The sequence below is a fragment of the Lacipirellula parvula genome (assembly GCF_009177095.1).
Classification (GTDB): Bacteria; Planctomycetota; Planctomycetia; order Pirellulales; family Lacipirellulaceae; genus Lacipirellula; species Lacipirellula parvula.
In genome coordinates, this window is the sequence record NZ_AP021861.1 from 5,206,403 (window position 1) to 5,231,789 (window position 25,387).

Here is a 25,387-nt window from a genome sequence, read left to right on the forward strand (position 1 = left end):
TAAACCTGCTGGCGTCGCGGCGAATCGGAACAGTCGCCGCGATCAAACTGATTGAACGAAGAGGCACTCGAACGAGGCGGAAGACGATGCGATTGGCAGTCGGAGACGTACTGCCCTGCGAATGAATCAAGCGTCGCACCGCTACCAAGAAGGTACACCACCATGGCTCGCAACGACTCCATCCAAAAAATGCGCGAAGTGCTCGTCAAGCGCCGCGACGCCCTCCGGCGTGCGCTGGCCGGTGACTTGAGCTTGCTCAAGTCGCTTAGCGAGCAGACGGGCGGCGACGTCGTCGACGCTGCCCTCGACGCCGCGCAGGATGAAATCAGCTCGAAGCTGGCCGAGGTGGAAAGCCGCGAACTCGGCAGCATCGAAGTCGCACTCGAGCGGATGCGTGCCGGCAACTACGGCGTCTGCGAAATCTGCAACTGCAAGATTCCGCTGGCTCGCCTGAACGCCCTCCCCTACGCCACCAGTTGCATCGAATGCCAGCGGGCGATGGAATCCTCGGGCGGCGGCAGCGGCTACGCTGGCGACTGGAGCCGCGTCCTCGACGGCGGCGCCGACGTCGACGTATCGTTCAGCGACCTCGAAGCCGGCTGAAAATCGCTGCCAGCGTTTCCCGGCATGCCTCCGGGGGGTTACAATCGACGCAGAAAACGCGTCGGTTGGAGTCGACGCGCGAGCTTGTTCTCGATGGAGTCGTCGGCTGATGTCGCACCGTTTTGCGTCCCCTCTGGTTCGGCTGTCGCTACTTGCCGGGCTGTCAGCCGCTAGCGCGCTTTCCCTACCGGCGACGCTACGCGCCCAGCAGACGCCCGCACCGGCGACGCTCCCCTCGGAGCGCGACCTGCTGTTCGACGAGCTCCACCGAGACGTCGCAGCAATGGAGCGAGAACTGGGCATCTACAAGCGGGTCGTCCGCCTCGTAGCGCCCTCCGTGGTGCACGTGCAGGCCAAGCCGCTCGCCGAGTTCCGCTTCCGTCGCGAGGTCGAAGAAGCCGGCTCCGGCGTCATCATCGCCGTCGGCGGGAAGAACTATGTGCTCACCAACCGGCATGTGGTGAAGCACTCCGATCCCGAGCATATTCGGCTCGAGCTTCACGACGGCCGCGAGATCAAGCCAACCGAGATCTTCACCGATCCCGAGACCGACGTCGCTGCGCTGGCCGTCGATGCGCCTGACCTGATCCCAGCACGCGTCGGCGACAGCGAGCAGTGCGAGATCGGCGACGTCGTGATGGCGTTCGGCAATCCGTTCAACCTCCGCCAGAGCGTCACCCGCGGCATCATCAGCGGGATGGGACGCTCGAACCTCGACCTCGGCGACGGCGGCGTCGACTACCAGAACTTCATGCAGACCGACGCCGCGATCAATCCCGGCAACAGCGGCGGTCCGCTCGTGAGCCTCCGCGGCGAAGTGATCGGCCTCAACACGGCGATCGCCAGCAACTCGGGCGGTAACGATGGCATCGGCTTCTCGATTCCGATGAATATCGCGATGAGCATCACCCGCCAGCTCGTTGAGCATGGCCGCGTCGATCGCGGTTTTCTGGGCGTGATGCTCGACGGCAATTTTAATCTCGAAGCCGCTAAGACGGTCGGCCTGCCGCGGCTGATGGGCGCCCTCGTGAAGCAGGTGACGGAACGCTCGCCCGCCGCGCTCGCGGGCGTTCAGACGAACGACGTCATCCTTCGCTTCAACAGCTCGAACATCGAGAGCGATCAGCATCTGATCAACTTGGTGAAGCTCTCCGACGTCGGCCGCCCCGTCGACCTCGTCGTCCTCCGCAACGGCCAGATGCTGAATATCAAAGCTCAGATCGGCCGGCTCGACGACTTCGCCGCCGATAATGATGCGGCGCTCAAAGCAGCCCGCTAGCAGCGCGACCGAGGCCTGCTGTTTGTGGGAGGCGTCTCCGACGCCGATACCGCTCACCACAACTGGCGGCAGTGGTAGCTTTACGCCGCTTCGGGGTCAGAGACCCCTCTCACATTTTTTGCTGATTCTGTAACGCCCTCCCCCGTCTGGCGTAAAAGATCGCGTACGGCCCGGCGAATACCGGTAGCCGAGCCGATTTTTCACACGGTTTTCACTTGGAAGGCGTCCATGATGCGATATCTCCTCCTCGCGGCACTCGCGCTCCTCAGCGGCCCCTGGGCCGGCACGGCGCTCGCCGCCGAAACGACCTACCGCCTGCCGAGCGACTCGGCGTTCTTGCTGGAGCTCAACCTGCAGGCCGTTCGCAACTCCGAAGTCGGCGGCAAGATCCTCGACTTCGCCATGGAGAAGGCGGTCGAGAAGCTTGCTCAAAAGGGCAACACCAGCCGCGAAGAAGCCCTGCGGCAAGTCGAGCAGATCGTTGGCTTCAACCCGCTCGAAGAGGTGAAGACGATCGCCGTCTCGGCCGCCGATTACGAAGAACCAGAGAATTCGCTCATCGCCGTCGTGCAACTCGGCAAGACGACCGGCAATCTGGAAGGCCTGCTCCTCGGCCTGCCGGAGTATCAAGTGACCGAATACGAAGGCCAGCAAATCCACTCCGCCGCGCCCGATGCAGGGCAAACGCTGTACGTCGCGTTCGTCACCGACGAAGCGGGCAATCGCCGCATCCTCTTCTCGCCGAAGCGCGAAGCAGTCACGGGGTTGATCGATCAAGCGGCCAGCAAAGCGGCCAGCAGCGAAGCATCGCGTGACTTCGCCATCGAACAGGCCGAAGACCGCCTGCTGTCGCTGAAGACCGTGAAGCTGCCCGAAGACTTCCAGGAGGAAGGCCCGCCGGCGAATATTGCTAAAATCCTCAAAGACGCCACGCTGAACATCGACGAAGCCGATGGCCGGGTGGAGATAAAGTTCGCCTTGGTCGCCGGCAACGAACAGCAAGCTGAACAACTTCGCCAGATGGCGCAGGGATTCATCGCGATGCTTGAGTTCGCCAAGACGGCTAACCCTGAAGACGCCAAACTGCAGAAAATTAGCGGCCTCGTGGACGACGCCGTGACGACCCGCGACGGGGCGACCGTGAAGGTCGGCCTGCAGATCCCCGCGGCGGAAGTGACGGCGTTGCTCGAAGAGAAGCTGAAGAACAAGTAGCGATGCTGATCGAGCGCTCGGATTCCGACGCAGCCCTCGACGCCGGCGAATTGGTTCGCCGCGCGCAAGGGGGCTGCGTCGATTCGTTTGCGGCGCTCGTCCACATTTACCGGCCGCGGGTAATCGCGCTACTGGAACGCCGATACGGGACCGGTAGTCATGAGGCGGAAGATCTCGCCCAAGAGGCGTTCGCGCGCGCGTATCAGCGACTCGACGAGTTCGACCCGCGCTATCAGTTTTCAACCTGGATCCACACGATTGCTCGCCGGGCGGCAATCGATAAACGACGCCAGCGGGCCCGCCGGCCGGAACATGTTTCACTCGGCCAGGCGGAGCTCGAACCAGCTCAATCAGGAGCTGAGGCCCCGGAGATCGTGGAGCAGCAGGAGGAGGCGGAGAACATCTGGCGGCTGGCGCGAGCCGTCCTCTCCGAATCGCAGTTCACGGCCACTTGGCTCCGCTTCGGCGAGAATTGCGAAGTCGCAGAGATTGCCCGCCGCTTAGGCCGCAGCCGCATCGGCGTGCGGGTGTTGCTCCATCGCGCCCGGGTGATTCTCGTCCGCGAGTCGGTCAACCAAACGGCCCACCAGTCCTCCCGAAAGGAACGGTAGTTCCATGCGTCGCTTCCTCGCCCAGTGGCTCGTGAGTCGCTCGCTCGACGCACGCCGCGAACCGCCGCACTGGCTACGTGATTGGCTAGCCGGCGACGCAGAGTCGACACGGTACGAGGCGGCGGCGCGGCAGTTGGCGACCACGCTGCGAACTGACGCCGCAGCGTGGCGGAGCATCGATCCTACGGCGGGGCAGAGACTTCAGTCCGCACAGGCGGTTGGCGGCGGGTGGCCGCGGTGGCTCATCGCGGGAGCATTGGCGAGTTGCTTGGCAGTAATCGTCATTGCCTGGCAGGCGCTGGAAGCGCCATCGGAACGCGTCGCACACGCCCCTTCCGCGGCCGATGCGGCGTTGTTCGTTGCAGCGATGGAGGAAGGCTGGCTTGCAACCGAGGAGATCCTACCGTTCGGCGAACCGTTCGCCTCGTGGCCCACGCTGAAGCCCGCACTCCGCCACTCGCCGACGGTCGCGTTCAGTACAGCAGCCGGCGCCGCAACTCGCCTGACCTTCGGAGCTGTTGATGAACAAGTGCGGCAGCAGCGTGATGCGTTGGGAAATCGCGTGAACGCTACGGTGTCGTTCTTCGCCTATCGCCTGCCGAGCAGTGCGGCGAAGGTCGTGGGGCTGCCGTATGAAACGGGCGGCGACGAAACCATCAATTAGCGATTTAGCCCCGGGCTCCGAAGCTTATTGCAGTGCCGGCGCCGCCACTATGAGTGTTGTGGCTCCCTCCCCCTTGAGGGGAGGGCTGGGGAGGGGGTGGAACGCTGGCGCCCGCTTCTTTCACCCCTCCCTAACCCTCCCCCTCAAGGGGAGGGGACCTCAGGGTTTTATTTCTCCTGTGCTCACGGCGGCTAGCTGTTGAATAGACTTACCCGCCCGGGGCTAGAAGCCCGCTCGCAGGCCGCGCATGATCCCCTCGACGATCGCCGGCGCGTCGATCTCGACGGCCACATCCATGTTCGGGCGGTCGAACGTCCGCGGGCGGCGATCGATGACGGTGGCGCCGTAGGTGATCATCCCCTCGGTCTCAACGTCGACCGGCATCGCCTCGGTGACGAGCAGTTCGGGCCGCAGGATCGACATCACCGCCACCGCTTCGGCGGCGTACATCGACTCAAGCCCGAGCCGCTGCCGGTACGATTGGAAGGCGCCTGGCAAGAGCGTCCGCAGCAGCCGGCCGAGCGACGAACCTTCGCTCGGCAAATTGCTCAGCAGTTCGTACGTGAGGGCCGCTCGGCTCGTGACGTCGAGCGGCAGCAGCGTCGTCGTCGCGTGGGAGCGGAAGACCCGCTGCGCCGATTCCGCATCGCAGTACATGTTGAACTCGGCCGCCGCGGTGACGTCGCCGGGGCCTTCAAGCGTGCCGCCGACGATGATCAGGTGGCCGACTTGCAGCGCGAGTTCGGGATCGAGTTGGAACGCCGCCGCAATGTTGTGGAGCGGCCCGCCGGCGATGATCGTCACGCCGCCCGGGTCGTTGCGAATCTCCTCGGCAATCACCTTCAGCGCGGGATGCTGCTGGTGGAGTTCAGCAATGCCGAGCGTGGCGCCGCAGAAGCCGTCGGCGCCCCACAATTCGCGGCCATCGGTCCGTAGCGGCTGCTCTTCGTCGGCGACGCCGATGCGGGGCCAGCGGGGCGGATCGAGGTGCTCGATGATCGCCTGGACGTTGCGGCTCGCCTGCCGCGGGACGACGTTGCCGCCCGTCGCGGTGACGGCCACGACTTCCAGGTCGGGATGGGCGATCGCCAGGCAGACGGCAAGGGCGTCGCTCACGCCGGGGTCGACGTCGAGAATCACTTTGCGAGGCATGGGCTTCGTGCCGTAGGGGCCAGTTTGAGCGGAAATTCGCCGGCGGTTTGGCTGCGCATTCTAGGAGGATGCCAGCAACGGAACAACCCAACCGGCTGGGGTGGCTCGCGGCTTATTTAACTAATCAATCAACCGCCAAGGACGCCAAGAGCGCCAAGGAAGAATCCGGCTTTCCCGTAATCTCCTTTGCGCCTTCGCGCCTTTGCGTGAGCTTTTTGTTTTTGTAAGAAAGATCTCACGCAAAGGCGCAGAGGCGCAAAGATAAAGCAGGAAATAGGGAGGGAAGCGCTCCCCGCTTCCGTCGTGTTCGTCGTGCCGTCGTGGTTCAATAATCCCTCGTATTTTCCTTGGCGCTCTTGGCGTCCTTGGCGGTTAAACAGCAGTAGTTCCTGGGTTCCGCCCATACTGCCTGGAGTTCCAGCCAGCTAGAATGGCAGCTTCCGCCCTGTTTTGCTTACGCCCATCATCGGCTCGCCCATGCCCGACACTTTCACGACGCTTCTCGGCCGCCTCGCTGCAGGCGAAGATCTCCCCGCCAGCGAGATGACTGCAGCGATGGGAGCGATCATGTCGGGCGAACGGCCCGCCGGCGAGATCGGCCTGTTCCTCACCTCGCTCGCCGCGAAGGGGGAAACGGCCGAGGAAGTGGCGGGCGCCGCCCGGGCGATGCGCGAGCACATGACGCCGATCCGCAGCCGCTACGACGTGCTGCTCGACACCTGCGGCACCGGCGGCAGCGGCAGCAACCTGTTCAACGTGAGCACCACGGCGGCGATCGTCATCGCCGCGGCGGGTGTCCCGGTGGCCAAGCATGGCAACCGCAGCGTCACCAGCCGCAGCGGCTCGGCCGACCTGCTGGCGGAACTGGGCGTGAACATCGCCGCCTCGGTCCCGCAGATTGAACGCTGCCTCGATGAGTTGGGCATTTGCTTTTGCTTCGCCCCGCTCATGCACCCGGCGATGCGGCATGTCTCGGCCGTGCGGAAGGAACTGGGGATTCGGACGATTTTTAATGTGTTGGGGCCGCTGTCGAATCCGGCTGGTGCGTCTCACCAGTTGCTGGGCGCTGGGCTGCCGCATCTGCGGCCGCTCTTGGCAGAGGCGTTGCAACTGCTCGACGTTGAGCGAGCCCTCGTGGTGAGCGGCGCCGATGGACTCGGAGAACTCACGATCGCACGCGAGACGAACGTCTCCGAAGTGACGCGCGGCAAACAGCGCGAGCTGACCTTCAAGCCTGAGGAGTTTGGGCTGCAGCCGGCGTCGCTCGAGTCGCTCCGCATTGACGGGCCCGCGGAGAGCGCGGCGCTTGTCCGCCGCGTGCTGGCCGGCGAACCTGGCCCGGGCCGCGACATCGTCATCCTCAATGCAGCGGCGGGGCTGATCGCCGTCGAGCCGGAGCTGCAACCGATCGACGCGGCGCACAGAGCGGCGCAGGCAATCGACTCGGGCGCCGCCGCTGAACTGCTGCAGAAGCTGGTCGCGGTTTCGCATGCTGATTAGGCCATTTGGTATCTGGTTCAGTTCATCACCGTAATTTCAATTTCTTTGCGCCTTCGCGCCTTTGCGTGAGCTTTTTGCTTTTGTAAGAAAGATCTCACGCAAAGGCGCAGAGGCGCAAAGGAAGACGAAGAGCTAGATGGGTCGAGTTGCCTTTCGTCGTGCTCGTTGTGCCGTGGTGGTTCAACAATTCCCCTGTTTTCCTTGGCGCTCTTGGCGTCCTTGGCGGTTAAGTATTTTGAAGTACTTGTCGTGATTTTCTCCGGCGGGGTCGGCTGTTAGACTTTGGGGACGTCCCGCTTCGCCCCCCCCGTACCTTGTGAGTTCTCGCCGCCGTGTCGCGTCAGCCTGCCAGCCGAGACATTTCCGGACGCCTGGTTTTTCTCGGCACGGGAACCAGCGTCGGCGTGCCGGCGATTGGCTGCGATTGCGACGTTTGCACGAGCAACGATCCGCGGAACAATCGCACCCGTTGCGGACTGGCGATCGGGCTGCCAGAGGGGAATCTGCTGATCGATACGCCGCCCGATCTGCGGCATCAGTTGCTGCGCGAGCGGATCGGGCTCGTTCATGCCGTGGCGTACACCCATGAGCATGCCGACCACATTTTCGGCCTCGACGACCTGCGGCTAATGCAGTTTTACTTGGGCGGGCCGGTGCCACTCTACTGCGAGCCGCCGGTCGAAGCGCGGATTCGCAAGTCGTTTGATTACGCCTTTCAATCGCCGGAGCGGTTGCATGCGGGCGCGATTCCGCAGCTCACTATGCAAACGATCGGCTTGGAGCCCTTTAGCGTGTTGGGGGCGACGATCTTGCCGGTACGGCTGCAACATGGGCCATGGGTGCCGGTGCTTGGATTTCGGATCGGCAACGTCGCTTATTGCACCGACGTCAACTCGATTCCGGCCGAGAGCATGGAGCGGCTGCGCGGCCTCGACGTGCTGATCCTCGATTGCTTGCGGCGCGAACCGCACGCGACCCACTTCGGCCTCGACGAAGCGCTCGGCGTGTGGCGCGAGCTGCAACCGCGGCGAACGTTGCTGACGCATTTGTCGCATTATTTTGATCACGCAACGATGAACGCCGAGTTGCCGGCGGGAGTCGAACTGGCGTTCGACGGGTTAGAAATTGAATTGACGTAACGCCGTTTGATTTTTTGACCTCCCATTCTGTCGCGTCGCATTTTGTCGCTAATCGCGTTTTTGGCGACAGAATTCCTAAGTTGCTTTGGGGACAGGAATTGCGGCTAGCAAGGCGGACGACACGAACCTTGCTGTCGTGATCTAGTCGCTTGGTGTCGCATTTCGCATTTTTGGCGACACTAAGCGTAAGTGACTTATCTCGTTTGAGTTGCGGCGACAATTGCCGTGGCGACATTATCTTGGGATGCGACATCAGACGTTAGTTCCCTCCTCCAAATCTCCGCCAACGCTTCCCTCTTTGGCCAAAGGCTAAGCGCAGCGCCTGCCCAGGAACGGCGGCGTGAGTGTGGCGTTAGCTACAAGCCAACTTCAACTCGCTGGATGCGCTCGCGGGCACGCATGGGATAACGCGGCAATCGCTTTGATTCACGTTAGCGAATCGGATGAGCGCTGACAATTTGCTATTTTCGGCCACCCTGGCACGAGTGCGCGAGGCGCTGAGGCAAACGGGATGGGCGCCGCATTGGACTGGTCGCTTAAGCTACCAGTCCGAAGTGCTCGCCGGTTGGGTGGCATGTCGTCGCGGAGCGTCGGCATGGGACCGGGGCTCCATCTCTCTTTGGGTTCCGCATGCTTCCCCCTAGATGGGCGAACACACAGCGCCCGGCGGATGTAACGTCGAGGCCGAGGCTACGCCTTACCTAGTGAAACGGTAGCAATTTGCAGCCGACGGCATCCCTCGACCACACAAAACCATTCAGAAAAATGTCCAACCGCCCCGCTCGATTTCGCATGGAACGCCTTGAAAACCGCCAAATGATGGCTGGCGACGTTGCCGTCGCCATCGCCGGCGCTAGTTTCTACGACGATTTCCTCCAGAATGACGACCACGTCGTCAACGCGGTGACGGAATATGGGCCCCAAACCCCGCCAGGTTTTTTGGTCGAGGTCCCCACGGCCCATTTTCCGGACGTTATCGGCGATTGGCCGACGGAGAATCAACAACTCACGGAGGCGGAACTAGACGCCGATATGGGGCTGCCGATGCTGGACAGTTTGCCCGGGGCGCCGAAGACGCTTTACCTCGACTTCACGGGACACTTTCAGGCAAGTTGGCGGAATGGGCGAGGAGAGTATGCGAATATCACGACGCCTGCCTATGACGGGGATTACGATCCCGCGCACTTCGACGCCGAGGAGCAGCAGTTCATTCGCGACGTCTGGGCGGCAGTAGCTGAAGATTACGCGCCGTTCAACATCAACGTGACCACGCACTATTACGGCGACTTCAATGACGGCCACGCGTTGCGCGTCGCCATCGGCGGGGCGAGCACCGATTGGTACGTCAACTTCGCCGACACGGAACGCCCCACGGGAACGAGCGATCTCGACTCGTTCAACGAGAGCGATAAGAGCAATGTGGTTTACGTCTTCGAGGAAGAATACAGCAACCTGTTCACCGAGCGGATCAAGGTTGCGACCACGATCTCGCACGAGGCCGGCCATGCCTTTGGCTTGAGGCATCACGTGGTCTTCGACGCCAATGGCGAAGTGATCTCCGAATACCACCCGGGCACGGCGATCTGGACGCCGATCATGGGCGACAACAATTCGACGGATCGCACGACTTGGAATCTTGGGATGGCGGAAGACGGCCTGCAGGACGATATGGCGTTTCTGTCCTGGAAACTAGGCAACCGTACCGACGATCATGGCGGCGACTGGTCTGCCGCGACCCCGCTGAGCATGCCGCTGACCTATAACGGGACGATGACCGGTCAGGGAATCATCGAGCAGACTTCCGACGCCGACGGCTTCCGGTTCACGACCAGCGGCGGTTCGATCAACGTGGCCGTCCATGGATTGGAATGGTTCAACAATCTTGCCCCCAAGGTCGAGTTGTGGTCTTCCCAGGGGCTTGTCGCCAGCGCGAACGTCACGAACAACGGCTTCCGTTGGGACCACGCCAGCCTCCACGCCGAGGTGGCGCCCGGCGACTACATGGTGGTCGTGAAAAGCATGGGCGACTACGGGAACGTCGGGAACTACACCGTTTCGGTGTCGCCGGAACTCGTGTTGACCGCCGGCAATCGGACTGCCGTCGCGCCGGTCATCGCTCCCGTCGTTTCGCCGGCTTCGCCCCCTAAGTTTTCGTTAGACGCCTACTACGCGCAATTGGGCAACTCCGACGACGGCGGCCAACGGCGCGCCGCGAATACCGGTAACCTTCCCGTGACGCCTGCTTCGCCTTCCGGCGGCGATCGCCCGGTCCTCAAGCGGGCCGTTGGCGCTACGACCTCAGTCGCGTCTGAGAGTGCGAGCCTGTTTGACGCCGCCTTCGAACTGCTCGGCGCCGCGTGATCGAGCGAGGCAACCCCGGCTGCCGCCTAAGCGGTGCGTGGCATGTCGTCGCGGAGCGTCGACATGGGGGCGGAAGGTGGCTTTGCGTTTGGTCGGCATGCTTACGCCTTAAGGGCGAAAGCATGGCGCCCTGTGCGTCAGTCTTTGGAGGCGTAGGGGCCGAGCTTCCAGTCTTTGATGCGTTCCATCTGCTCGGCCGTGCCGAAGTAGACGCCGCCGAAGGGTTTGCCGCTCTTGAGGTTGTAGTACGAAAGATGGAGCGCGCCGCGATGCTTGACGGTGATTTTTAGCTCGAACTCGCCCAAGCCTTGTTTGACGCTCATCGTTTGCGTCCGCTCTGTTTCTTCGCGGCCGTCGCCCTCGGTTTGCGTGAGGTAGAGCGTCAGTTGGGCCTCGGCGTGGCTGTCCAGCCGGTAGCGGCCGCGGACGGTGATTGAATCGCCTTGCTCCAGCCGCGGCGACGTGGAGCGGACGTCGGTGATTTCGATGACGTCACCGTCGCAGTAGTTCTTCGGGCCGAGCACGGTGGCCGTGGGGCTTTGCGTGGGGGGAGCGGCCGGGGCTCCCGACCAAATCATCCACGCGGCGAGTAGTAACGTCGTCATGGCGAGATCCTCCTCACGTTTGGCGAGCGCAGTTTGGCCGCTTTTTAATGCAGCGTTATTGGTGGATGTTAGCAAACTCGCTGGCTTTGTGAAGGAATTGAGCGCTCCGGCGATATACAAGTGCTCGAAAGCCGTCAAACTCGCGTCATCGAAGATTAGGGCGCGCCGCGCGGCGCCGCCATGCAATCAACATGAAGAGAAACGCCGAATGGACTGCCGCGCAAGGTTCTGGCACGGGGGTCGCTAATGCGATTCCGCTTACTCCGTTCGTTAGAACGTAGGCAAAAGCAACCTGTCCGGCGTCGTTGAAGCCGCTGCCGAATTGAAAATAGTCGACGACTCCGCCGAACAGCGAGTCGCCAGAGAGAATTACCTTATCCGCAGTCGGATTCGGCCCCACGAAGATTCCTCTTGCGTGGTTATCGAGCGAAGCCTGGAACACAATCTGCCCGTTGGCGTTCATTTGAGGCGACCGAAGAACCCAAAACTCTCCCGAGGTGTCAACGATTGTTTGAGTCACTCCTGCGCGATGGCTGAGTATGCTCTCAATTCCCAATTCGTCTTTCGACAGCGTCAGCACGCTGCCATCAGTTCCAATTGCGATATCTTCGTTAGCCTCTCCCGGCATTGGTGCGATCAGATCAACCGAGTCGCCCGACGCGCGGAAAACGCCGAAAGTGCGCGAAGGTTGACTCCTCCTAGCGCAGAATACAATCGAACCGTCATCATCTATCTCCGGAAATGAATACCAGGGATGAAGTGTAATGCCGTTATCGCCGGCTACTCGATCGGTCGTCACGTCGGGACCAGTGAAAATGCCGAATCGATTCGCAACCTGAGCGACGAAGGCCACCTCGCCCGAATCATTAATCGTAACTCCGCGGAACAGGCTCATCCCTTCCGATTCATCCGCAACTAAGCTGACTATCCCATTCACGAACTTGTAAACGCCGTATGCCGAAGCATTCCGGCCAGTAAACACTACATGGCCAGAGTCGTTGGTTGCAAATTCGCCGATATCATCAAAGACGCCACTGCCGTTAACGAGGGTCTCGACGCCATCGCCGCTGCTACGAAAAATCCCCACGTTACCGTCTGACATTTTCGCTTTGAACACCACGCTTCCCGAGTTGGTAATGGCAGGAGTTACAGGCCATTGATAGCCGGATGCGGTGTCCGCGATGCGAGTGAACTTGTACGGCTGCGCTTTGAGATCGCCTAAAGTCGCGCAAAGCGTCGCTGCGAAGATGACTGGGATGAGCCATAACCTTATATGGCTTAATCGCGACCAAACTGGCGCAGTTGACGAAGAAGTCGTCGAGAAAAGATTGTATCTCATGCCTCTAGCTCCCGTGTTGTTCCCCCCACGGACAGCTAAGTGCGAATTTAGAAGATGGCGCACCAGAAGTCAAATTATTTTGGGGCGCGACCAAGCAAGCGGATTGGCAGCCGGATTCAACGGGCGGGCGGCATGTTGTGTTGATTTGGGGTTCTGCATGCTTACGCCTTTGGGGGCGAAAGCATGCCACCCTTCCAATGCGCTCACTATCGGTTTGCGGGGCGCTCCGGCGGGTCGTTGACCCGCGGCTACTGCGTGAGAACGTCGCGCAATAAAAAAGGACCGCGGACGAATGGTCGTCCGCGGTCCTTTTGAAAACTAACTATAAGCTCGTCGCTTAGCGGGCAGCCAAGCGGCCGTCGCCCAGCAGTTCCAGATAATCGAGAGCGATCGCGATCAGCTCGTCGTTATAGAAGTTCTGCGGGAAGACTGGCTTGTCGCCTGCCGCGAGGTCGTCGAACATTTCCTCTTGCTCCTTTTCGGTATTCAGCTCGTCGCGTTCGGCGATGAACTTTTCCTTGTTGAGCGTGAGGGGTTCGTCCTTGCGTTCCAGGTAGCGAGCGATTTGCTTCTTTACCTTGTCGAAGTCCTTGCTCTTCTCGACGCGAGCGGTCGAGCGGCTGCGGAGTTCGTCGAGGGTCTTTGGCGAAGCGTTCGGGTAGTTCTCGTGCGGCCGGGGCAGCACGCTGTCGAACTTCAACGCGTAGTCGAGATCCGATTCGCCGACCGGCCAGTGGGTGGTCTGCGACGGCAGTTCGACGTCGGAGACGACGCCGCGGTTTTGCGTGCTGTCGCCGCCGGGGCGGTAGAACTGTTGGATCGTCATCTTCAGGGCGCCGTAGTTCGGCGGAGCGAACTGATTGACGTAGCGGCCGAGTTCTTCAAGTTCCTGAACCGTGCCCTTGCCGTGCGTCGCCTTGTCGCCGACGACGATGCCGCGACCGTAGTCTTGGATCGCTCCGGCGAAGATCTCGCTGGCGCTGGCGCTGAACTTGTTAATTACGACCATCAGCGGGCCTTCCCAAACGGCGCCCGGCTTGTCGTCGTCGTGCGGGATGACGCGGCCATCGGGGCCCTTCACCTGCACGACCGGACCTTGGTCGATGAACAGACCGGTCATTTCGACCGACTCGGGGAGCGAACCGCCGCCGTTGAAGCGGAGGTCCATCACGATCATGTCGACCTTTTGTTGCTTCAGTTCTTCGAGGAGCCGGCGAACGTCGCGGACGGCGCTCTTGTAGTCCTCGCGACCGCTGCGACGGCCTTCCATGTCCATGTAGAAGCTGGGCAGGTTGATGACGCCGATGCGGAACACCGTGCCGTCAGCGCTCTTTTGCTCGATGACGTTGCCGGTGGCGGCGTTGGGATCGTCGGCCACCTTCAGCGATGAACCTTCCTCAGCCTTCACGACTTCGCCCTTCGGGCCGCGTTCGACGACGGCGCTGCGGGCTTCGCTATCCTTCAGCTCGATGCGAGCGCGGGTGATGTCGTAGTTGGCGAGCTCGGCGCCGCCGGCCTTCTTCACTTCGAGGCGAACGACGCTCCCCGGTTTGCCGCGAATCTTCATCACGACGTCGTTGAGCTTCATGTCGGTGATGTCGATCATCTCGCCCTCGGGGCCTTGAGCGACGCCGGTGATGACGTCGTCGACCTTGAGGCGGCCGTCTTTATCGGCGGCGCCGCCGGGGACGATGTGGCGGACGACGGTTTCGCCGTACTTCGATTCGAGCGAAGCGCCGATGCCGTCGAGTTCCAGCCGCATTTGAATCGCGAAGTTCTCGAGATTCTCCGGCGACATGTAGCTGCTGTGGGGATCGAAGCTCATCGTCACGGCGGTGAGGAACATTTCGAGCAGCTCGTCGTTGCTCGTTTGGTCCCAGCGCTTGTCGATGGCGCGGTAACGCTTGTGGAGGCGATCGAGGGTTTGATCAGCCGGCGTTTCTTTGTCGGTGGTTTGGAGCAGCAGGTCGTACTTCACCCGCTTGCGCCAACGTTCGTCGGCTTCTTCCTTAGTCTTGAACCACGACATCTTTTCGGGATCGCGCTCCATCGACTCGTCGACGGTGAAATCGTGCGGCGCGTCGACCAACTTTTGGGCGACGGCGGTCCGTTCGGCGACGCGAGTGAGGAACAGGTCGAAGATTTTCTTGGCGAGCGTGACGTCGCCCGCCTTGATGTAGTCGTCGATCTTGGTCGACTCGGGGGCGAACTGGTCGATGTCGCTTTGGTAGAAGTAGAGCTTCATCGGGTCAAGCGTCTTGAAATACATCTCCAGTGCGCGTTGCGAGATGTCGTCGCCGACGCCCAGCTTGGCCATGTGACGCTTGTCGATCAGCGACGAGACGAAGATCGAGATGTTCTTCTGCTTGATCTTCTCGCGCGGGTCCGGATCGGTCGGACGAGCGGTCGCCAGGGGCGCGACGAGGGTCGACGTTGCCACGCCGACGAGGGCGAGTCCCAGCAATCTCCGGCGCGTCTTCGCTCCGGCGCCCTTCATGGCTGATCGAAACATGTGTATGTGCCTCTTCGAGTAAACGAGAATTTGTGCAGGTAGCAGCGGCTATGCTATCCCTCTACGCGATCAGGAGCGAAGTGGATCGGCCAGCGCCGGCACGAGGCTCAGGAAAGGTTGGAGAGGGGGCTCTCCGTCCGCGACTCTTGGCGGAACCGAAAAGGGGGCTGAACGGTGCGATGCCCCTTACGCGGCAACCAGTTGCGGAATCTATGGGGCATCGTAACGGGGCCCTCCAGTGGCGGCAAGATCGCTGTAACCCCTCAGGTTTTACAGGCTGGGCGGGCCCTGCGGGTCGTCGCAAACGGCGGGGACAATCGGCCCCGGCAGGCCGCGAGTGCCAGCGGCGCTACGCGATTCTGATCCGTTTTCCGCCAGCGGTCGTTACGAACCAGACAGCTCGTCACGCGGTACAGCGTTCGAGTTCGGCGACCAGCCGCTGATCGGACCGCGGGAAGAGGGAGCGAAGATGGAGCCGGACGGCGCCGTCGGCTTCGGCGGCGATGATCGGTTGCGACGCGGCGGCGAGTTCGGCGACGACCTTCGCGGCCGATTTGTCGCGGGGGTGAACGTCGATGATCCAATCGGCGGCGCGGCGTTCGACCTCGCCGAGGCGGAGCCAAGTCGACTCGATCGACGCGGCATTCGCCGAGTCGATGTTCGGCAAGGCGGCGATGAGCGCTGCCAGGCGTTCGGCCCGTTGCTGCAGATTGGCGATAGGGGCCGAAAGGAGTTGCCAGACGGGGATGGCGAACACGGCGCCCTGCTCGTCGTCGCGATAGGCGTGGATCGTGGCGTGGAGCGCGGCCGCGACCAGCGAGTTCGCCGCGGCGAGGCGGTGCAGCGGGTGATTCGTTGCGGCTTCGATGACGCTCCGTTTGCCGACGAGTAGGCCGCACGAGGGGCCGCCGAGCAGGCCGCCGCCGTCGATCACCACGAGATCGGCGCCGGCGGCGAGGCGTTCGGCGGCCGTTTCCACCGGGCCGAGGCCGTGTGATTGCGGATTGATGACGCCCGCGAAAGGAGCGACGTCGATGAACGGGACGCGGAAGCGCTTGGCAGCAGCGGCTGCGGCTTCGATGGTGAGCCACGGTTCGGAGTCGGGCGCCCGCAAGACAACGGCGGGGTGAGCGTCGACGGTTTCGAGGGCATGGGTATCGCCGACATTGCGGAGCGCGACGCCATTGCGGGCAGCGAGACTCCGCCAGTCGATGTTGCTGGCCGGCTGCTCGACGCCGCCAATGAGCAACGCATCGCGGCCGCCGCTGCTAGCGGCGAGTACCAACGCGATCGCGGCCTCGAGGTTGTTGACGACGAGCGCTGACTCGGCGCCGACGAGTTGGGCGAGCTCGCGTTCGGCGGCCTGCTGCAGCGCGCCGCCGCGATGGTGGAACTCGCCCGCCAGTTGCAGCATCGCGTGCGCGGCCGCATCGGCGAGCGGCGGCGCAAGGTCGCCTGCGCCAATGACGACGCCAGTGGCGTTGATCGCGAGACCGCCGCCGGCCGGTTCGCCGAGGAGGCGACGGACGAGGCGCTCAGCCAAGTGACCAACCGACGGGACTTCGAGGCGGCCGGCGCGATCGACGACGGTGGCACGGAGCTCGTCGAGGAAGCCGGTGGCCCGTTGCGCAACGGTCGAGCGATTGATCCGCTCGACGGCGCCTTTGACGCGGGGATGTTCCAGCAGCTCGCTCAATGAGGGGAGCTGCGGCAGGTGGGGCTCGAACTTCATGGCAGGCGCCGCGGCGGAGGATTACGGGCAAATCGTCTGCTCGTAATTATGCAGCTGTCGCAGGAGCGCCGTCTATCGGCCCTGCTCAGAATCCTAAAGTAGCTGCGCGTCTAGGCGATTCTGTGGGAGGCGTCTCTGACGCCGATTACGGCATCCACAGCTGAGCCGCTTTCGAAGTAATGCGTCATCGGCGTCGGAGACGCCTCCCACAACAATGGGCCCGCCTAGAAAGTCTTCGATCGTTCGCCGAGGCCGACGTCGCTGGGCGAGGGGAACGGATCGTTCTTCGCTTGCTTGATCGCCTTTTGGTCGCGCTGATGGGCAGTGAGGCTGCCGAGCCCCTTGGGGGCGATGCTTTGGCAGCCGATGAACGCGCAGCTGGCGGCCAGCAGGCCGCAGCTCACCGCGGTGCGATAAAAGCGAGCGGCGTTGAACTGCGGGCGTTGCATCGTGAGACCTCTGGAGGGCGGCACGGCGTTCTGGAGCTTGAAGAGAGAAGCGGGTGGACCGGGGCGATGAACGCTCCGGCTCGCTGAGGAGCTAGGCTCGCTGGAGGAGTTCGTTAACTTCGGAACTACTCGACTCGCTTCTGGGCCATCCACTCGTTGATCGTGGCGGGGCCTTCTGGTTCTTGCTTCTTTTCGCCGCCGCCGGTCAAGCGTTCCCACCACGACGGCGACGCGCTCGCATCAGCGACGCTGGTGGCGGGCTGTTCCGACTTGCCGCCGGTGAAGATTTCCTTGGTCCCTTCCCAGGCCTTCTTGCCGCCGTCGCTCACCTTTTTGGCGCTCGACTTGATGGGGGCCAGCGGATCGGCCGGCATCTTCGGCCAGCTGATTTTCGGCATGGTCACGGTTGGCATCTTCATCCAACCCCAGGGGCTCGCCGACTCCTCGGTCGGAGTGATGTCGTCGGCTTGTTGTTGGGCCGGCGCTTCTTGAGCGACCGCCAACCGGGGTGCGGCTACCGCCGCCGTGATGCCAATCCACAGCAGAAGTCGTGCGACGTTCATGTCGTGGTTCCTTGAATTCTCGACTCGAATTTGAGTGTGACGCTCCGCCCGCGGCGCGGTCTCCCGAAGGGAGCGCCAGCGAGCGGCGGCGAAGTGTTCCAAATTCCCTGGAATTGGTCCAGGGCGGTTGGGAAAGGGAGGCGATCGGGCGATTGTCCCCCCCGCCCAATTGGCCTACGATGGCCTCTGCGATCTCGTTGATAAGTCCGTGGAAAGCGTGGCGAATGCCGTCAAAATCGGCCCGCTTCCGCCCCCCATCCTTCGTAATTCACGCTTCGTCGGCAGCGACGAACTGCGTCATCCGCCACACTGCATGAAAAACATAGGTTTTATCGGCGCCGGCCGTATGGCGACTGCACTCGCACGCGGGTGCGTCGAGGTAAATTTGGTCGCGGCCGAGCAAGTGCTAGCGAGCGATCCGCACGAAGAGTCGCGCACGAAGTTCGCTAGTCAGTTGGAAGGCGCCCAAGTTACCGCCGACAACGCCGCGATCCTCGCCGCCTGCGACACGGTCGTCCTCGCCGTGAAGCCGCAGATGATGTCGGGCGTGCTGGCGGGCATCAAACCGCACGTCGAGCCGCGGCACTTGTTGGTGTCGATCGCCGCAGGCGTCACGCTCCAACGGCTCGCCGAGCAACTGCCGCCTGGGACGCGAATCATCCGCGTCATGCCGAACACGCCTTGCCTGATCGGGCTTGGCGCCAGCGCGTTCGCGCTCGATACGACAGCCACCGCCGACGATGCGGCGACCGTCGAACGGCTGCTGGAGAGCGTCGGCAAGTCGTACGAAGTCGAGGAGCCGCTGCTCGATGCCGTCACTGGCTTGAGCGGTTCGGGCCCGGCGTTCATTTACACCGTGATCGAAGCGATGGCGGCGGGGGGCGTGGCCGGCGGGTTGTCGCCTGAGCTCGCGCTGGAACTCGCCACGCAAACGGCCGCCGGGGCCGCGGCGATGCTGTCGCAAACGGGCCTCTCGCCTGCCGAGTTGCGCAGCCACGTCACCAGCCCGAACGGCACGACGCTCGCCGGGCTCAACGCGCTCGCCGCCCGCGACGGCGCGGCCGCACTCCAAGCGGCGGTCGAGGCGGCTACGAATCGTTCTATCGAGTTAGGAAAAGCGTAAGGGTAGTTCATGTCCATCTTTTGTCAGATCGACGATAAGTTCGTTCCTATCTACCGCGTCATGTGGATCGCGGCGGTGCCTCACTTCTGCGGCGACGAAGAATGCCAACGCGAAGGCTTTTACGAGATTCGTCTCGAGCAAGACGAGTCGGTGTGGGCGAAGCCGGAAGAACGCGACAAGATGCTCGCCCAGATTGAGGCGTGGCAAGGCGACCCCGGCCCGGAGGAAGAAGGGGACGAAGAACCCTGGTAGTTTTATGGACAGCCGGAGTGTCATTCTGAGCGCAGCGAAGAATCTGGAAGCACGTTTGGATTCTCTAGATCCTTCGCTTCGCTCAGGATGACAGGAGCAGAGGAGAAGAACGATGGCGAAACAATCGAGCGGCAAGGGAGACGAACTCCTCTGGCTGGAAACCTACTTTATCTTGTTCCCGGCCAAGCGGCGGCCGACGCTCACGCAAGTCGAACGGGCCCTTACCGCGGCCAACCCGCGACTGCGGCTGGAGAATCTCCTGGCCGACGACGACGGGTTGTTCGCTTCGGTGCTCATTGAATCGCCCGAGGACAACGCCGCGGTCGAGGTGAGCTTCGAGATGGGCGACGCGATCGCCGAGCAGAACATGCAGTGGGCGAAAGAGCTGCAATCGAAGATGACGCCAAAGCAGTTGCAGGCGATCGTCTCGGCCGACGCCCGGCTCGACGTGGCTCACTTCGAGCGGGTGCCCAAGGGGGGCACCGGCTCGCAGCCGAAGCCGGTCACCCGCGAGGCAGAAGTCGCCGAGTTTGCCTCGGAGTTGTCGTGGGATGACGCCGAGTTCGGCGACGACGAAGACGTCGACATGGAAGCGGCGATGGAAGTGTTCGACCCGACCTGCCTGCTGACGGTGGTCGACGCCCTGCAGGGGCTCACCAAAGGCATCACCTTCGATCCCGCCTCCGGCGAGATCGTGTAGGTTGGCCTTTCAGCCCGACTTGCAGCGGCAAACGGCGTCCATAAACTGGTGACTGCACCAATTCAGGCGACGTGACTAACGTCAAAAAAAAGAAATACATTCAACACAGAGAGCACAGGGAACACAGAGAAGAAGGCGATCAATGAATTTCTCTGTGTGCTCTGTGCTCTCTGTGTTGAAGTCTTTGATTTAATACCTTCACCGATCATTGGCATCCCCTTCACGGGGCCAATTACCATGCTCGCAAAAGATCTCAAGCCCGGCGGCATCGTCAAACATGATGGCGCCCCGATCATTATCGAAACCATCATGGTGCAATCGCCGTCGGCCCGCGGCGGCACGACGCTCTACAAGTTCCGCGCGCGGAACCTGGTGACCAAGCAAAAGGTCGACCTCGTTCACAAGGGAACCGACAACCTGCCCGACGCCGACTTCGAAAAGCGAGCCGTCACGCTGATGTACAGCGACGTCGAGCAGGTCCACCTGCTCGACTCCGAGAACTACGAGCAGTACGCCCTGCCCCTCGCCGACATTGCCGACGAGATGCAGTACGTGACCGAATCGCTCGAAGGGATGCTCGCCCTGATCTACAACGACCAGTGCGTCGGCCTGCAACTCCCAGCGTCGGTGACGCTGGAGATCATCGAATGCGATCCGGGCATCAAGGGGAACTCGGCCACGTCACGCAACAAGCCGGCGAAGCTCTCGACCGGCTTCTTTGTGCAGGTGCCGGAATATTTGAAGCAGGGCGAGTCGATTAAGGTCGACACGCGGACCGGGGCGTTCTTGGGGCGGGCGTAGCACCCGTTCACCAGCGCATCTGGATCTTTAGCTCGGGGTGGCCGTCGCGGAAGGCTTCGAGTTTCGCTCGTTCCGCATCGTCGACGTACAGCCCCTGCATGTCGATCCGCTGGAGGTTCGGCAGTGTTAGCAGCTTTTCTAGGTGCTCGTCCTTCACGCCTGTGATCGCGAGTTCGACCGCTTCGACGTGATCGAGCTGGGAAATACGCGCCAAGTCGAGTTCCCGGCCGACTGTTGGCTGTCGGGGATAAGCGAGTGCACCAACTCGTTTCTCATCGAGCGCCAGGGAGCGAACTCCCGTTAAACGCGACAGTTTCTCGACGTCGCCGTCCGCGAGCCGATCGACGAAGCGCAATTGCTCGAGCGTCCCGAGTTGCTCGATGAGCATCCAATCATCATCCGACAGACGAGTCGGATCGACGATGATTCCCGTGGGGTGAATGTAAAACGAGAGCGCTCGTTGCGAGCCGCAGAGTCTGACGAGCCAGAAGGGAGCTTGGTGTTCGTACCTGACGCCGCCGTGATAGAAGATGGAAAGCTCGCGCTGCCAGGGACTTCTCGCTAAGTACGAATAAGTGGTGTGATGAAACGGGCCGGCAAGCGGAAACCGGTTCTCGAAGAGAGCATCGGCCTCGCGCAACTGTTCGATCACAGCCGTCTCGTGGAATTGGCGGCTGCGGTGAGACGCTCCCCAGCCCAGCAGGCCGGCCAGTAGCGTCGTCGCCACTAGGAGGTCGACGATCTTGAGCCGCAACCGGCCGCCGCGACGGCGAATCCATAGCTCGCACGCCGTCGCAACCAAGAGCGGGATCGCGAGCAGAATCAGCAGCGTATAGGCGATGCCTCGCGGCAACCACTGGTAAGCGTCGGCCTCGAACGGCCATGCATATTTGTTCCACCAACTTACGCTACTGCGCGCCGGATCGACGGCGTCGGTGTAAGCAGGCCAGCCTGGCCCCTCGAAGCCGCGAGCGATTTCCGCGTACGGCGCCGGCCAGCCGCACAGATATGCGTGCACGACTTGGGGAGGCCGCCTGTTGAGGGGTTCCACAAAAGGGACGCCCAAGGCGCGGTGGCTCAGTTCAGCGGGCGCCACGATGATTGTTGTGACAGCGCCGGTAATAAGGAGCACTACCCACGTGAGCCAATGGAGGCGCCGCCATCGGCGTTTATTTGGGAGTGGCGAGAGAAGAGCAGTCTCGGACACGGCCATGCCTCCGAGCGATTGGCGATGCACGGGAACGGCAGACGGGTGGCATGTCGTCGCGGAGCGTCGGCATGCTGCAGCGAGATTGAGCGTTGCACTTGGGTTCGGCATGTTCACGCCTTGAAGGGCGAAAGCATGGCACCCATGAAGACGACTACGCTGCGCTTAGCCTTTGGCCTTCTTCTTTGCCGCCTTTGGCTTGGCGGCTTTCTTCTTGGCTTTCTTGGCGGTCGCCTTTTCGGCAGGCTTGGCCTTCTTGCTGCTGAAGATGTTCTCCCAGTTGTCGGAGAATTTTTGTGTGGAACCGACGCGGATGATGCTCATGGGTTGGGTGCGCTCCGTGCGGCCCCCGGTTTGAAGAACCGGGGGCTAAAAAATGTGTATGGGCGAATTCGAAATGTACTGCGGCGTTAGTTTTGCTGCAGCTTCTTGTACTTGAAACGGTGGGGTTCGTCGGCGCCGACGCCCAGACGCTCGCGGCGTTGCGATTCGTAAATCTGGAAGTTGCCTTCGCACCAGTGGACGTAACCGTCGCCCTCGAAGGCGAGAATGTGCGTCGCGAGGCGGTCGAGGAACCAGCGATCGTGGCTCACGACCACGGCGCAGCCGACGAAGTTGGCCACGGCTTCTTCGAGCGACCGCAGCGTGTCGACGTCGAGGTCGTTCGTCGGTTCGTCGAGCAGCAGGACGTTCGTCCCCTTGCGGAGCAGCTTCGCCAGGTGGACGCGGTTGCGCTCGCCGCCGGAGAGGACGCCGACCTTCTTTTGCTGATCGGTCTTCGTGAAGTTGAACCGCGAGACGTAGGCCCGCGAGTTCATCGTCGTTTTGCCCATCTGCAGGTTGTCGAGGCCGCCGGAGATTTCCTCGTAGACGGTCTTGTTGGGGTCGAGGTCGTCGCGTGACTGATCGACGTAGCCGAGTTCCACCGTCTCGCCGATGACGAGCTGCCCCGTGTCGGGCTTCTCTTGGCCCATCAGCATGCGAAGCATCGTCGTCTTGCCGGCGCCGTTGGCCCCAATGACGCCGACGATGCCGCCCGCGGGGAGCCGGAAGTTGACGTTCTCGAAAATCACGCGGTCGCCATACGACTTGCCGAGGTTTTCGGCGTCGATGACGCGATCGCCCAGCCGCTTGCCGGGCGGGATCTGGATTTCGAGCTCTTCGACTTTCTGCTCGATCTGCTCGGCGACCATCTTCTCGTAGGCGTTCACGCGAGCCTTGCTCTTCGCCTGGCGAGCCTTGGGGGCCATGCGGATCCACTCGAGTTCCTTCGCCAGCGCGCGTTGGCGGGCCGATTCCTGCTTCTCTTCGAGCGCGAGCCGCTTTTGCTTTTGCTCGAGCCACGAGGTGTAGTTCCCTTCGAACGGCAAGCCGCGGCCATATTCGATTTCAAGAATCCAGCCGGCGACGTTGTCGAGGAAGTAACGATCGTGGGTCACGGCGACGATCGTGCCGGTGTAATCGGCCAAGTGGCGTTCGAGCCACGCGACGCTCTCGGCGTCGAGATGGTTCGTCGGTTCGTCGAGCAGCAGCAAGTCGGGGTGCTCAAGCAGCAATTTGCAGAGCGCGACGCGACGCTTCTCGCCGCCGGAGAGTTTCGTGACGTCGGCATCGCTCGGGGGCAGGTTCATCGCGTCCATCGCGATTTCGATCTGGCGGTCGAGTTCCCAGGCGTTGCACGCTTCGATTTTGTCCTGCAGGACGGCCTGCCGGTTCATCAACTTTTCCATCGCGTCGGGATCGTCGGCGACCTCGGCGTACTTCTCGCCGATTTCCTCGAATTCCTTCAGCAGGGCGAGCGTGCCGGCGACCGCTTCGTCGATGTTGCCGCGGACGTCCTTCTCGGGATTGAGGTGCGGCTCTTGCGTGAGCATGCCGACGGTGAAGCCTTCGGTCAGCTTCGCTTCGCCGTCGAAGTCCTTATCGATCCCCGCCATGATCCGTAGCAGCGTGCTTTTGCCGGCGCCGTTGCGACCGAGGACGCCGATCTTCGCGCCGGGGTAGAACGCCAAATTGACGTCTTTGAGGATTTCGCGTTGGCCAATCTTTTTGTTGAGATTGGAGATTTGGTAGATGTATTTCTGACCCATGCGAAGCGACTGTTTCGTTTGTGTAGGGAATGGTGTGCGACTCGGGCGGCAGACGCGCCGCGGGCGGGAGCGATGTTCAGGTGACTGCCGACCAAGACGGGCCGCGGCGGAGCGAATCAGCGGGTACAATCGCTCACGCCGCGCGGCTGGCCGCGCAGGATGTGATTTTACCAATCTCTCTCCCCGAAGTGCAGGCGCCGTGAATCCCTGGCTTTACTACACCCTGGCGATCTTGCTGGTCTGCTGCGGCGGCCTCTGCTGGCTGACGAACCTGTTCAGCCTGCCGGGCAATTGGATCTTGCTGGGGATGGCGGCGCTGTTCGCCTGGCTGGCGTCGGACGTCGGCGGGCACGGCATCGGCTGGACGACCGTCGGCATCATGGCGGGGCTGGCGGTGCTGGGCGAGGTAATCGAGTTCTTCGCAGGGGCTGCTGGCGCCGCCAAGCAAGGGGCAAGCCGGCGGTCGATCGTCTTCTCGCTGATTGGCGGCATGGCGGGGAGCATCGGCGGAGCGATGCTGGGGCTGCCGGTGCCGGTGATCGGCTCGGTGATTGCGGCCTTACTCGGAGGATCGCTGGGGGCGTTTGCCGGGGCCTACTTGGGCGAGAAGTCGATCGAGCGGCCGCACAGCGAGAGCATGGCGGTGGCGCGGGGAGCGTTTGCGGGGCGGCTGTGGGGGACGGTGGGGAAGTTCGCCGTCGGGGCCGTCATGCTGGGAGTGATGACGGTGGATGCGCTGGTGGGGTGAGGCCTGCGGGGCGTTCGGGTTCAAGTTCGAGGAGGCGCAATCAAGCGAGGGTTCGGACTGGTCGCTTAAGCGACCAGTCCAATGCGGTCTCCACGCCGGATCGGTGTTGAAGCTCTAACGAGGCTTCTGGTTCTGGTACCGCTTGTACGGCACGCCTTCGAGGAACGCTTTCAGTTCGAGCGCCCGCTTCACGCCGCGGTCGAGATCGATCGCCACTCTGGTGTGCGGATAATCGCGCCAATCGCTCGCAATCCCGTGCCGCACTGCTTGCCTGAGCGTGTACTTATACGCCTGCCGGCACTGCTTCTCGTCGCGAATAGCGCCGTCGAAGTAATCGCGATGGCCTTCCTCGCTCCAAAACGGCACGCGGCGTTCCGGCAGCGTGTCGTTCACCAGCTTCGCGACCGAACCGTGAACGCGTTGCATCATTGGGCCGAGGTTCTTGCCGATGCGTAGGTAACCGAGCGAGTGGTAGTGGTTATCGAGGAGGCTGGTGATCCACGGCACGAAGCCATACTTCGCGGCGTAGTGGTCGAAGCGACCCCAGAAGATCGCCTTCGCCTGCTCCGTTGCGAACGCGGGATGGCGTTCGCGGCAGCGGGCGGTGAGGAAGTACACCTGGTTGTCGATGTACCAGTGTTCGAAGCGGTGGCGGCCTTTGAAGTGCTCGACCGAAGAGGAGGAACTCTTTTGGATTCGCTTGAAGTCGCTCATAGCGGAAAATCTACCGGACTGGTCGCTTAAG

The 25,387-nt window shown here is 62.3% G+C and carries 24 protein-coding genes; 13 read left to right on the forward strand and 11 right to left on the reverse strand.

What is annotated here, in order from left to right:
• Positions 1-162 precede the first annotated feature (162 nt).
• From PLANPX_RS20405 to PLANPX_RS20425, 5 genes are all read left to right on the forward strand, one after another.
• Complete coding sequence (locus tag PLANPX_RS20405) at positions 163-603, forward strand: TraR/DksA family transcriptional regulator (protein ID WP_152100512.1); 441 nt, start codon at positions 163-165, stop codon at positions 601-603.
• A gap of 109 nt (positions 604-712) precedes the next feature.
• Positions 713-1,882, forward strand: coding sequence for a S1C family serine protease (locus PLANPX_RS20410; RefSeq protein ID WP_152100513.1), 1,170 nt, complete (start codon positions 713-715; stop codon positions 1,880-1,882).
• A 228-nt stretch (positions 1,883-2,110) separates the two neighbouring features.
• Complete coding sequence (locus PLANPX_RS20415; RefSeq protein WP_152100514.1) at positions 2,111-3,094, forward strand: hypothetical protein; 984 nt, start codon at positions 2,111-2,113, stop codon at positions 3,092-3,094.
• A 2-nt stretch (positions 3,095-3,096) separates the two neighbouring features.
• Positions 3,097-3,705: an RNA polymerase sigma factor gene (locus PLANPX_RS20420; protein ID WP_152100515.1), complete on the forward strand. Its 609-nt coding sequence runs from the start codon at positions 3,097-3,099 to the stop codon at positions 3,703-3,705.
• A 4-nt stretch (positions 3,706-3,709) separates the two neighbouring features.
• Complete coding sequence (locus PLANPX_RS20425; protein WP_152100516.1) at positions 3,710-4,369, forward strand: hypothetical protein; 660 nt, start codon at positions 3,710-3,712, stop codon at positions 4,367-4,369.
• 222 nt (positions 4,370-4,591) lie between these two features.
• On the opposite strand, the gene PLANPX_RS20430 is transcribed toward PLANPX_RS20425, so the two are convergent.
• Positions 4,592-5,521: a nucleoside hydrolase gene (locus PLANPX_RS20430; protein ID WP_152100517.1), complete on the reverse strand. Its 930-nt coding sequence runs from the start codon at positions 5,519-5,521 to the stop codon at positions 4,592-4,594.
• Between the two features lie 477 nt (positions 5,522-5,998).
• On the opposite strand from PLANPX_RS20430, the gene trpD reads away from it, so the two are divergent.
• The 3 genes from trpD to PLANPX_RS20445 all read left to right on the forward strand — a co-directional run bounded on the left by trpD (position 5,999) and on the right by PLANPX_RS20445 (position 10,521).
• Positions 5,999-7,021 (forward strand): anthranilate phosphoribosyltransferase, encoded by a 1,023-nt coding sequence (gene trpD / locus PLANPX_RS20435; protein WP_152100518.1) that lies wholly within the window; start codon positions 5,999-6,001, stop codon positions 7,019-7,021.
• A gap of 332 nt (positions 7,022-7,353) precedes the next feature.
• Positions 7,354-8,160 (forward strand): MBL fold metallo-hydrolase, encoded by an 807-nt coding sequence (locus PLANPX_RS20440; protein ID WP_232536200.1) that lies wholly within the window; start codon positions 7,354-7,356, stop codon positions 8,158-8,160.
• Positions 8,161-8,952: 792 nt separating this feature from the next.
• Positions 8,953-10,521 carry a hypothetical protein gene (locus tag PLANPX_RS20445; protein ID WP_152100519.1) on the forward strand — a complete coding sequence of 523 codons (1,569 nt, stop codon included), beginning with the start codon at positions 8,953-8,955 and terminating at the stop codon, positions 10,519-10,521.
• 137 nt (positions 10,522-10,658) lie between these two features.
• On the opposite strand, the gene PLANPX_RS20450 is transcribed toward PLANPX_RS20445, so the two are convergent.
• From PLANPX_RS20450 to PLANPX_RS20475, 6 genes are all read right to left on the reverse strand, one after another.
• Positions 10,659-11,126, reverse strand: a complete 468-nt coding sequence (locus PLANPX_RS20450; protein WP_232536201.1) for a hypothetical protein — start codon at positions 11,124-11,126, stop codon at positions 10,659-10,661.
• 145 nt (positions 11,127-11,271) lie between these two features.
• The gene (locus PLANPX_RS20455; protein WP_152100520.1) at positions 11,272-12,465 is read right to left on the reverse strand and encodes a choice-of-anchor tandem repeat NxxGxxAF-containing protein; all 1,194 of its coding nucleotides are present in this window, start codon (positions 12,463-12,465) and stop codon (positions 11,272-11,274) included.
• A gap of 337 nt (positions 12,466-12,802) precedes the next feature.
• Positions 12,803-14,977, reverse strand: coding sequence for a carboxy terminal-processing peptidase (locus PLANPX_RS20460; protein ID WP_152100521.1), 2,175 nt, complete (start codon positions 14,975-14,977; stop codon positions 12,803-12,805).
• Positions 14,978-15,380: 403 nt separating this feature from the next.
• Positions 15,381-16,709: a hypothetical protein gene (locus tag PLANPX_RS20465; protein WP_152100522.1), complete on the reverse strand. Its 1,329-nt coding sequence runs from the start codon at positions 16,707-16,709 to the stop codon at positions 15,381-15,383.
• 224 nt (positions 16,710-16,933) lie between these two features.
• On the reverse strand, positions 16,934-17,158 hold the full coding sequence (locus PLANPX_RS20470; protein WP_152100523.1) for a hypothetical protein: 225 nt from the start codon (positions 17,156-17,158) through the stop codon (positions 16,934-16,936).
• Between the two features lie 125 nt (positions 17,159-17,283).
• Positions 17,284-17,721: a hypothetical protein gene (locus PLANPX_RS20475; RefSeq protein ID WP_152100524.1), complete on the reverse strand. Its 438-nt coding sequence runs from the start codon at positions 17,719-17,721 to the stop codon at positions 17,284-17,286.
• A 313-nt stretch (positions 17,722-18,034) separates the two neighbouring features.
• Between PLANPX_RS20475 and proC the strand changes: the two genes are divergently transcribed.
• The 4 genes from proC to PLANPX_RS20495 all read left to right on the forward strand — a co-directional run bounded on the left by proC (position 18,035) and on the right by PLANPX_RS20495 (position 20,597).
• The gene (proC, locus tag PLANPX_RS20480) at positions 18,035-18,844 is read left to right on the forward strand and encodes a pyrroline-5-carboxylate reductase (RefSeq protein ID WP_152100525.1); all 810 of its coding nucleotides are present in this window, start codon (positions 18,035-18,037) and stop codon (positions 18,842-18,844) included.
• Positions 18,845-18,853: 9 nt separating this feature from the next.
• Positions 18,854-19,096: a hypothetical protein gene (locus tag PLANPX_RS20485; RefSeq protein ID WP_152100526.1), complete on the forward strand. Its 243-nt coding sequence runs from the start codon at positions 18,854-18,856 to the stop codon at positions 19,094-19,096.
• Positions 19,097-19,208: 112 nt separating this feature from the next.
• Complete coding sequence (locus PLANPX_RS20490) at positions 19,209-19,796, forward strand: hypothetical protein (RefSeq protein WP_152100527.1); 588 nt, start codon at positions 19,209-19,211, stop codon at positions 19,794-19,796.
• Positions 19,797-20,033: 237 nt separating this feature from the next.
• A complete protein-coding gene (locus PLANPX_RS20495; RefSeq protein WP_152100528.1) occupies positions 20,034-20,597 on the forward strand; it encodes a translation elongation factor EF-P in 564 nt (187 codons plus the stop codon).
• A gap of 7 nt (positions 20,598-20,604) precedes the next feature.
• On the opposite strand, the gene PLANPX_RS20500 is transcribed toward PLANPX_RS20495, so the two are convergent.
• The 3 genes from PLANPX_RS20500 to ettA form a co-directional block, all read right to left on the reverse strand.
• On the reverse strand, positions 20,605-21,615 hold the full coding sequence (locus tag PLANPX_RS20500) for a hypothetical protein (RefSeq protein ID WP_152100529.1): 1,011 nt from the start codon (positions 21,613-21,615) through the stop codon (positions 20,605-20,607).
• Positions 21,616-21,969: 354 nt separating this feature from the next.
• A complete protein-coding gene (locus PLANPX_RS27520) occupies positions 21,970-22,128 on the reverse strand; it encodes a hypothetical protein (protein WP_172992212.1) in 159 nt (52 codons plus the stop codon).
• 86 nt (positions 22,129-22,214) lie between these two features.
• Positions 22,215-23,894, reverse strand: coding sequence for an energy-dependent translational throttle protein EttA (gene ettA, locus PLANPX_RS20505; protein ID WP_152100530.1), 1,680 nt, complete (start codon positions 23,892-23,894; stop codon positions 22,215-22,217).
• Positions 23,895-24,093: 199 nt separating this feature from the next.
• On the opposite strand from ettA, the gene PLANPX_RS20510 reads away from it, so the two are divergent.
• Positions 24,094-24,642, forward strand: coding sequence for a DUF456 domain-containing protein (locus PLANPX_RS20510; protein ID WP_172992213.1), 549 nt, complete (start codon positions 24,094-24,096; stop codon positions 24,640-24,642).
• Positions 24,643-24,756: 114 nt separating this feature from the next.
• Here PLANPX_RS20510 and PLANPX_RS20515 read toward each other — a convergent pair whose 3' ends face one another.
• A complete protein-coding gene (locus tag PLANPX_RS20515; RefSeq protein WP_152100532.1) occupies positions 24,757-25,356 on the reverse strand; it encodes a transposase in 600 nt (199 codons plus the stop codon).
• Positions 25,357-25,387 lie beyond the last annotated feature (31 nt).

What these genes read in the sequence shown, in the direction of transcription:
- PLANPX_RS20405 (WP_152100512.1), top strand. Translation starts at nt 163, where the DNA reads ATGGCTCGCAACGACTCCATCCAAAAAATGCGCGAAGTGCTCGTCAAG.
- PLANPX_RS20410 (WP_152100513.1), top strand. Translation starts at nt 713, where the DNA reads ATGTCGCACCGTTTTGCGTCCCCTCTGGTTCGGCTGTCGCTACTTGCC.
- PLANPX_RS20415 (WP_152100514.1), top strand. Translation starts at nt 2,111, where the DNA reads ATGATGCGATATCTCCTCCTCGCGGCACTCGCGCTCCTCAGCGGCCCC.
- PLANPX_RS20420 (WP_152100515.1), top strand. Translation starts at nt 3,097, where the DNA reads ATGCTGATCGAGCGCTCGGATTCCGACGCAGCCCTCGACGCCGGCGAA.
- PLANPX_RS20425 (WP_152100516.1), top strand. Translation starts at nt 3,710, where the DNA reads ATGCGTCGCTTCCTCGCCCAGTGGCTCGTGAGTCGCTCGCTCGACGCA.
- PLANPX_RS20430 (WP_152100517.1), bottom strand. Translation starts at nt 5,521, where the DNA reads ATGCCTCGCAAAGTGATTCTCGACGTCGACCCCGGCGTGAGCGACGCC.
- trpD (WP_152100518.1), top strand. Translation starts at nt 5,999, where the DNA reads ATGCCCGACACTTTCACGACGCTTCTCGGCCGCCTCGCTGCAGGCGAA.
- PLANPX_RS20445 (WP_152100519.1), top strand. Translation starts at nt 8,953, where the DNA reads ATGGAACGCCTTGAAAACCGCCAAATGATGGCTGGCGACGTTGCCGTC.
- PLANPX_RS20450 (WP_232536201.1), bottom strand. Translation starts at nt 11,126, where the DNA reads ATGACGACGTTACTACTCGCCGCGTGGATGATTTGGTCGGGAGCCCCG.
- PLANPX_RS20455 (WP_152100520.1), bottom strand. Translation starts at nt 12,465, where the DNA reads ATGAGATACAATCTTTTCTCGACGACTTCTTCGTCAACTGCGCCAGTT.
- PLANPX_RS20460 (WP_152100521.1), bottom strand. Translation starts at nt 14,977, where the DNA reads ATGTTTCGATCAGCCATGAAGGGCGCCGGAGCGAAGACGCGCCGGAGA.
- PLANPX_RS20465 (WP_152100522.1), bottom strand. Translation starts at nt 16,709, where the DNA reads ATGAAGTTCGAGCCCCACCTGCCGCAGCTCCCCTCATTGAGCGAGCTG.
- PLANPX_RS20470 (WP_152100523.1), bottom strand. Translation starts at nt 17,158, where the DNA reads ATGCAACGCCCGCAGTTCAACGCCGCTCGCTTTTATCGCACCGCGGTG.
- PLANPX_RS20475 (WP_152100524.1), bottom strand. Translation starts at nt 17,721, where the DNA reads ATGAACGTCGCACGACTTCTGCTGTGGATTGGCATCACGGCGGCGGTA.
- proC (WP_152100525.1), top strand. Translation starts at nt 18,035, where the DNA reads ATGAAAAACATAGGTTTTATCGGCGCCGGCCGTATGGCGACTGCACTC.
- PLANPX_RS20485 (WP_152100526.1), top strand. Translation starts at nt 18,854, where the DNA reads ATGTCCATCTTTTGTCAGATCGACGATAAGTTCGTTCCTATCTACCGC.
- PLANPX_RS20490 (WP_152100527.1), top strand. Translation starts at nt 19,209, where the DNA reads ATGGCGAAACAATCGAGCGGCAAGGGAGACGAACTCCTCTGGCTGGAA.
- PLANPX_RS20495 (WP_152100528.1), top strand. Translation starts at nt 20,034, where the DNA reads ATGCTCGCAAAAGATCTCAAGCCCGGCGGCATCGTCAAACATGATGGC.
- PLANPX_RS27520 (WP_172992212.1), bottom strand. Translation starts at nt 22,128, where the DNA reads ATGAGCATCATCCGCGTCGGTTCCACACAAAAATTCTCCGACAACTGG.
- ettA (WP_152100530.1), bottom strand. Translation starts at nt 23,894, where the DNA reads ATGGGTCAGAAATACATCTACCAAATCTCCAATCTCAACAAAAAGATT.
- PLANPX_RS20515 (WP_152100532.1), bottom strand. Translation starts at nt 25,356, where the DNA reads ATGAGCGACTTCAAGCGAATCCAAAAGAGTTCCTCCTCTTCGGTCGAG.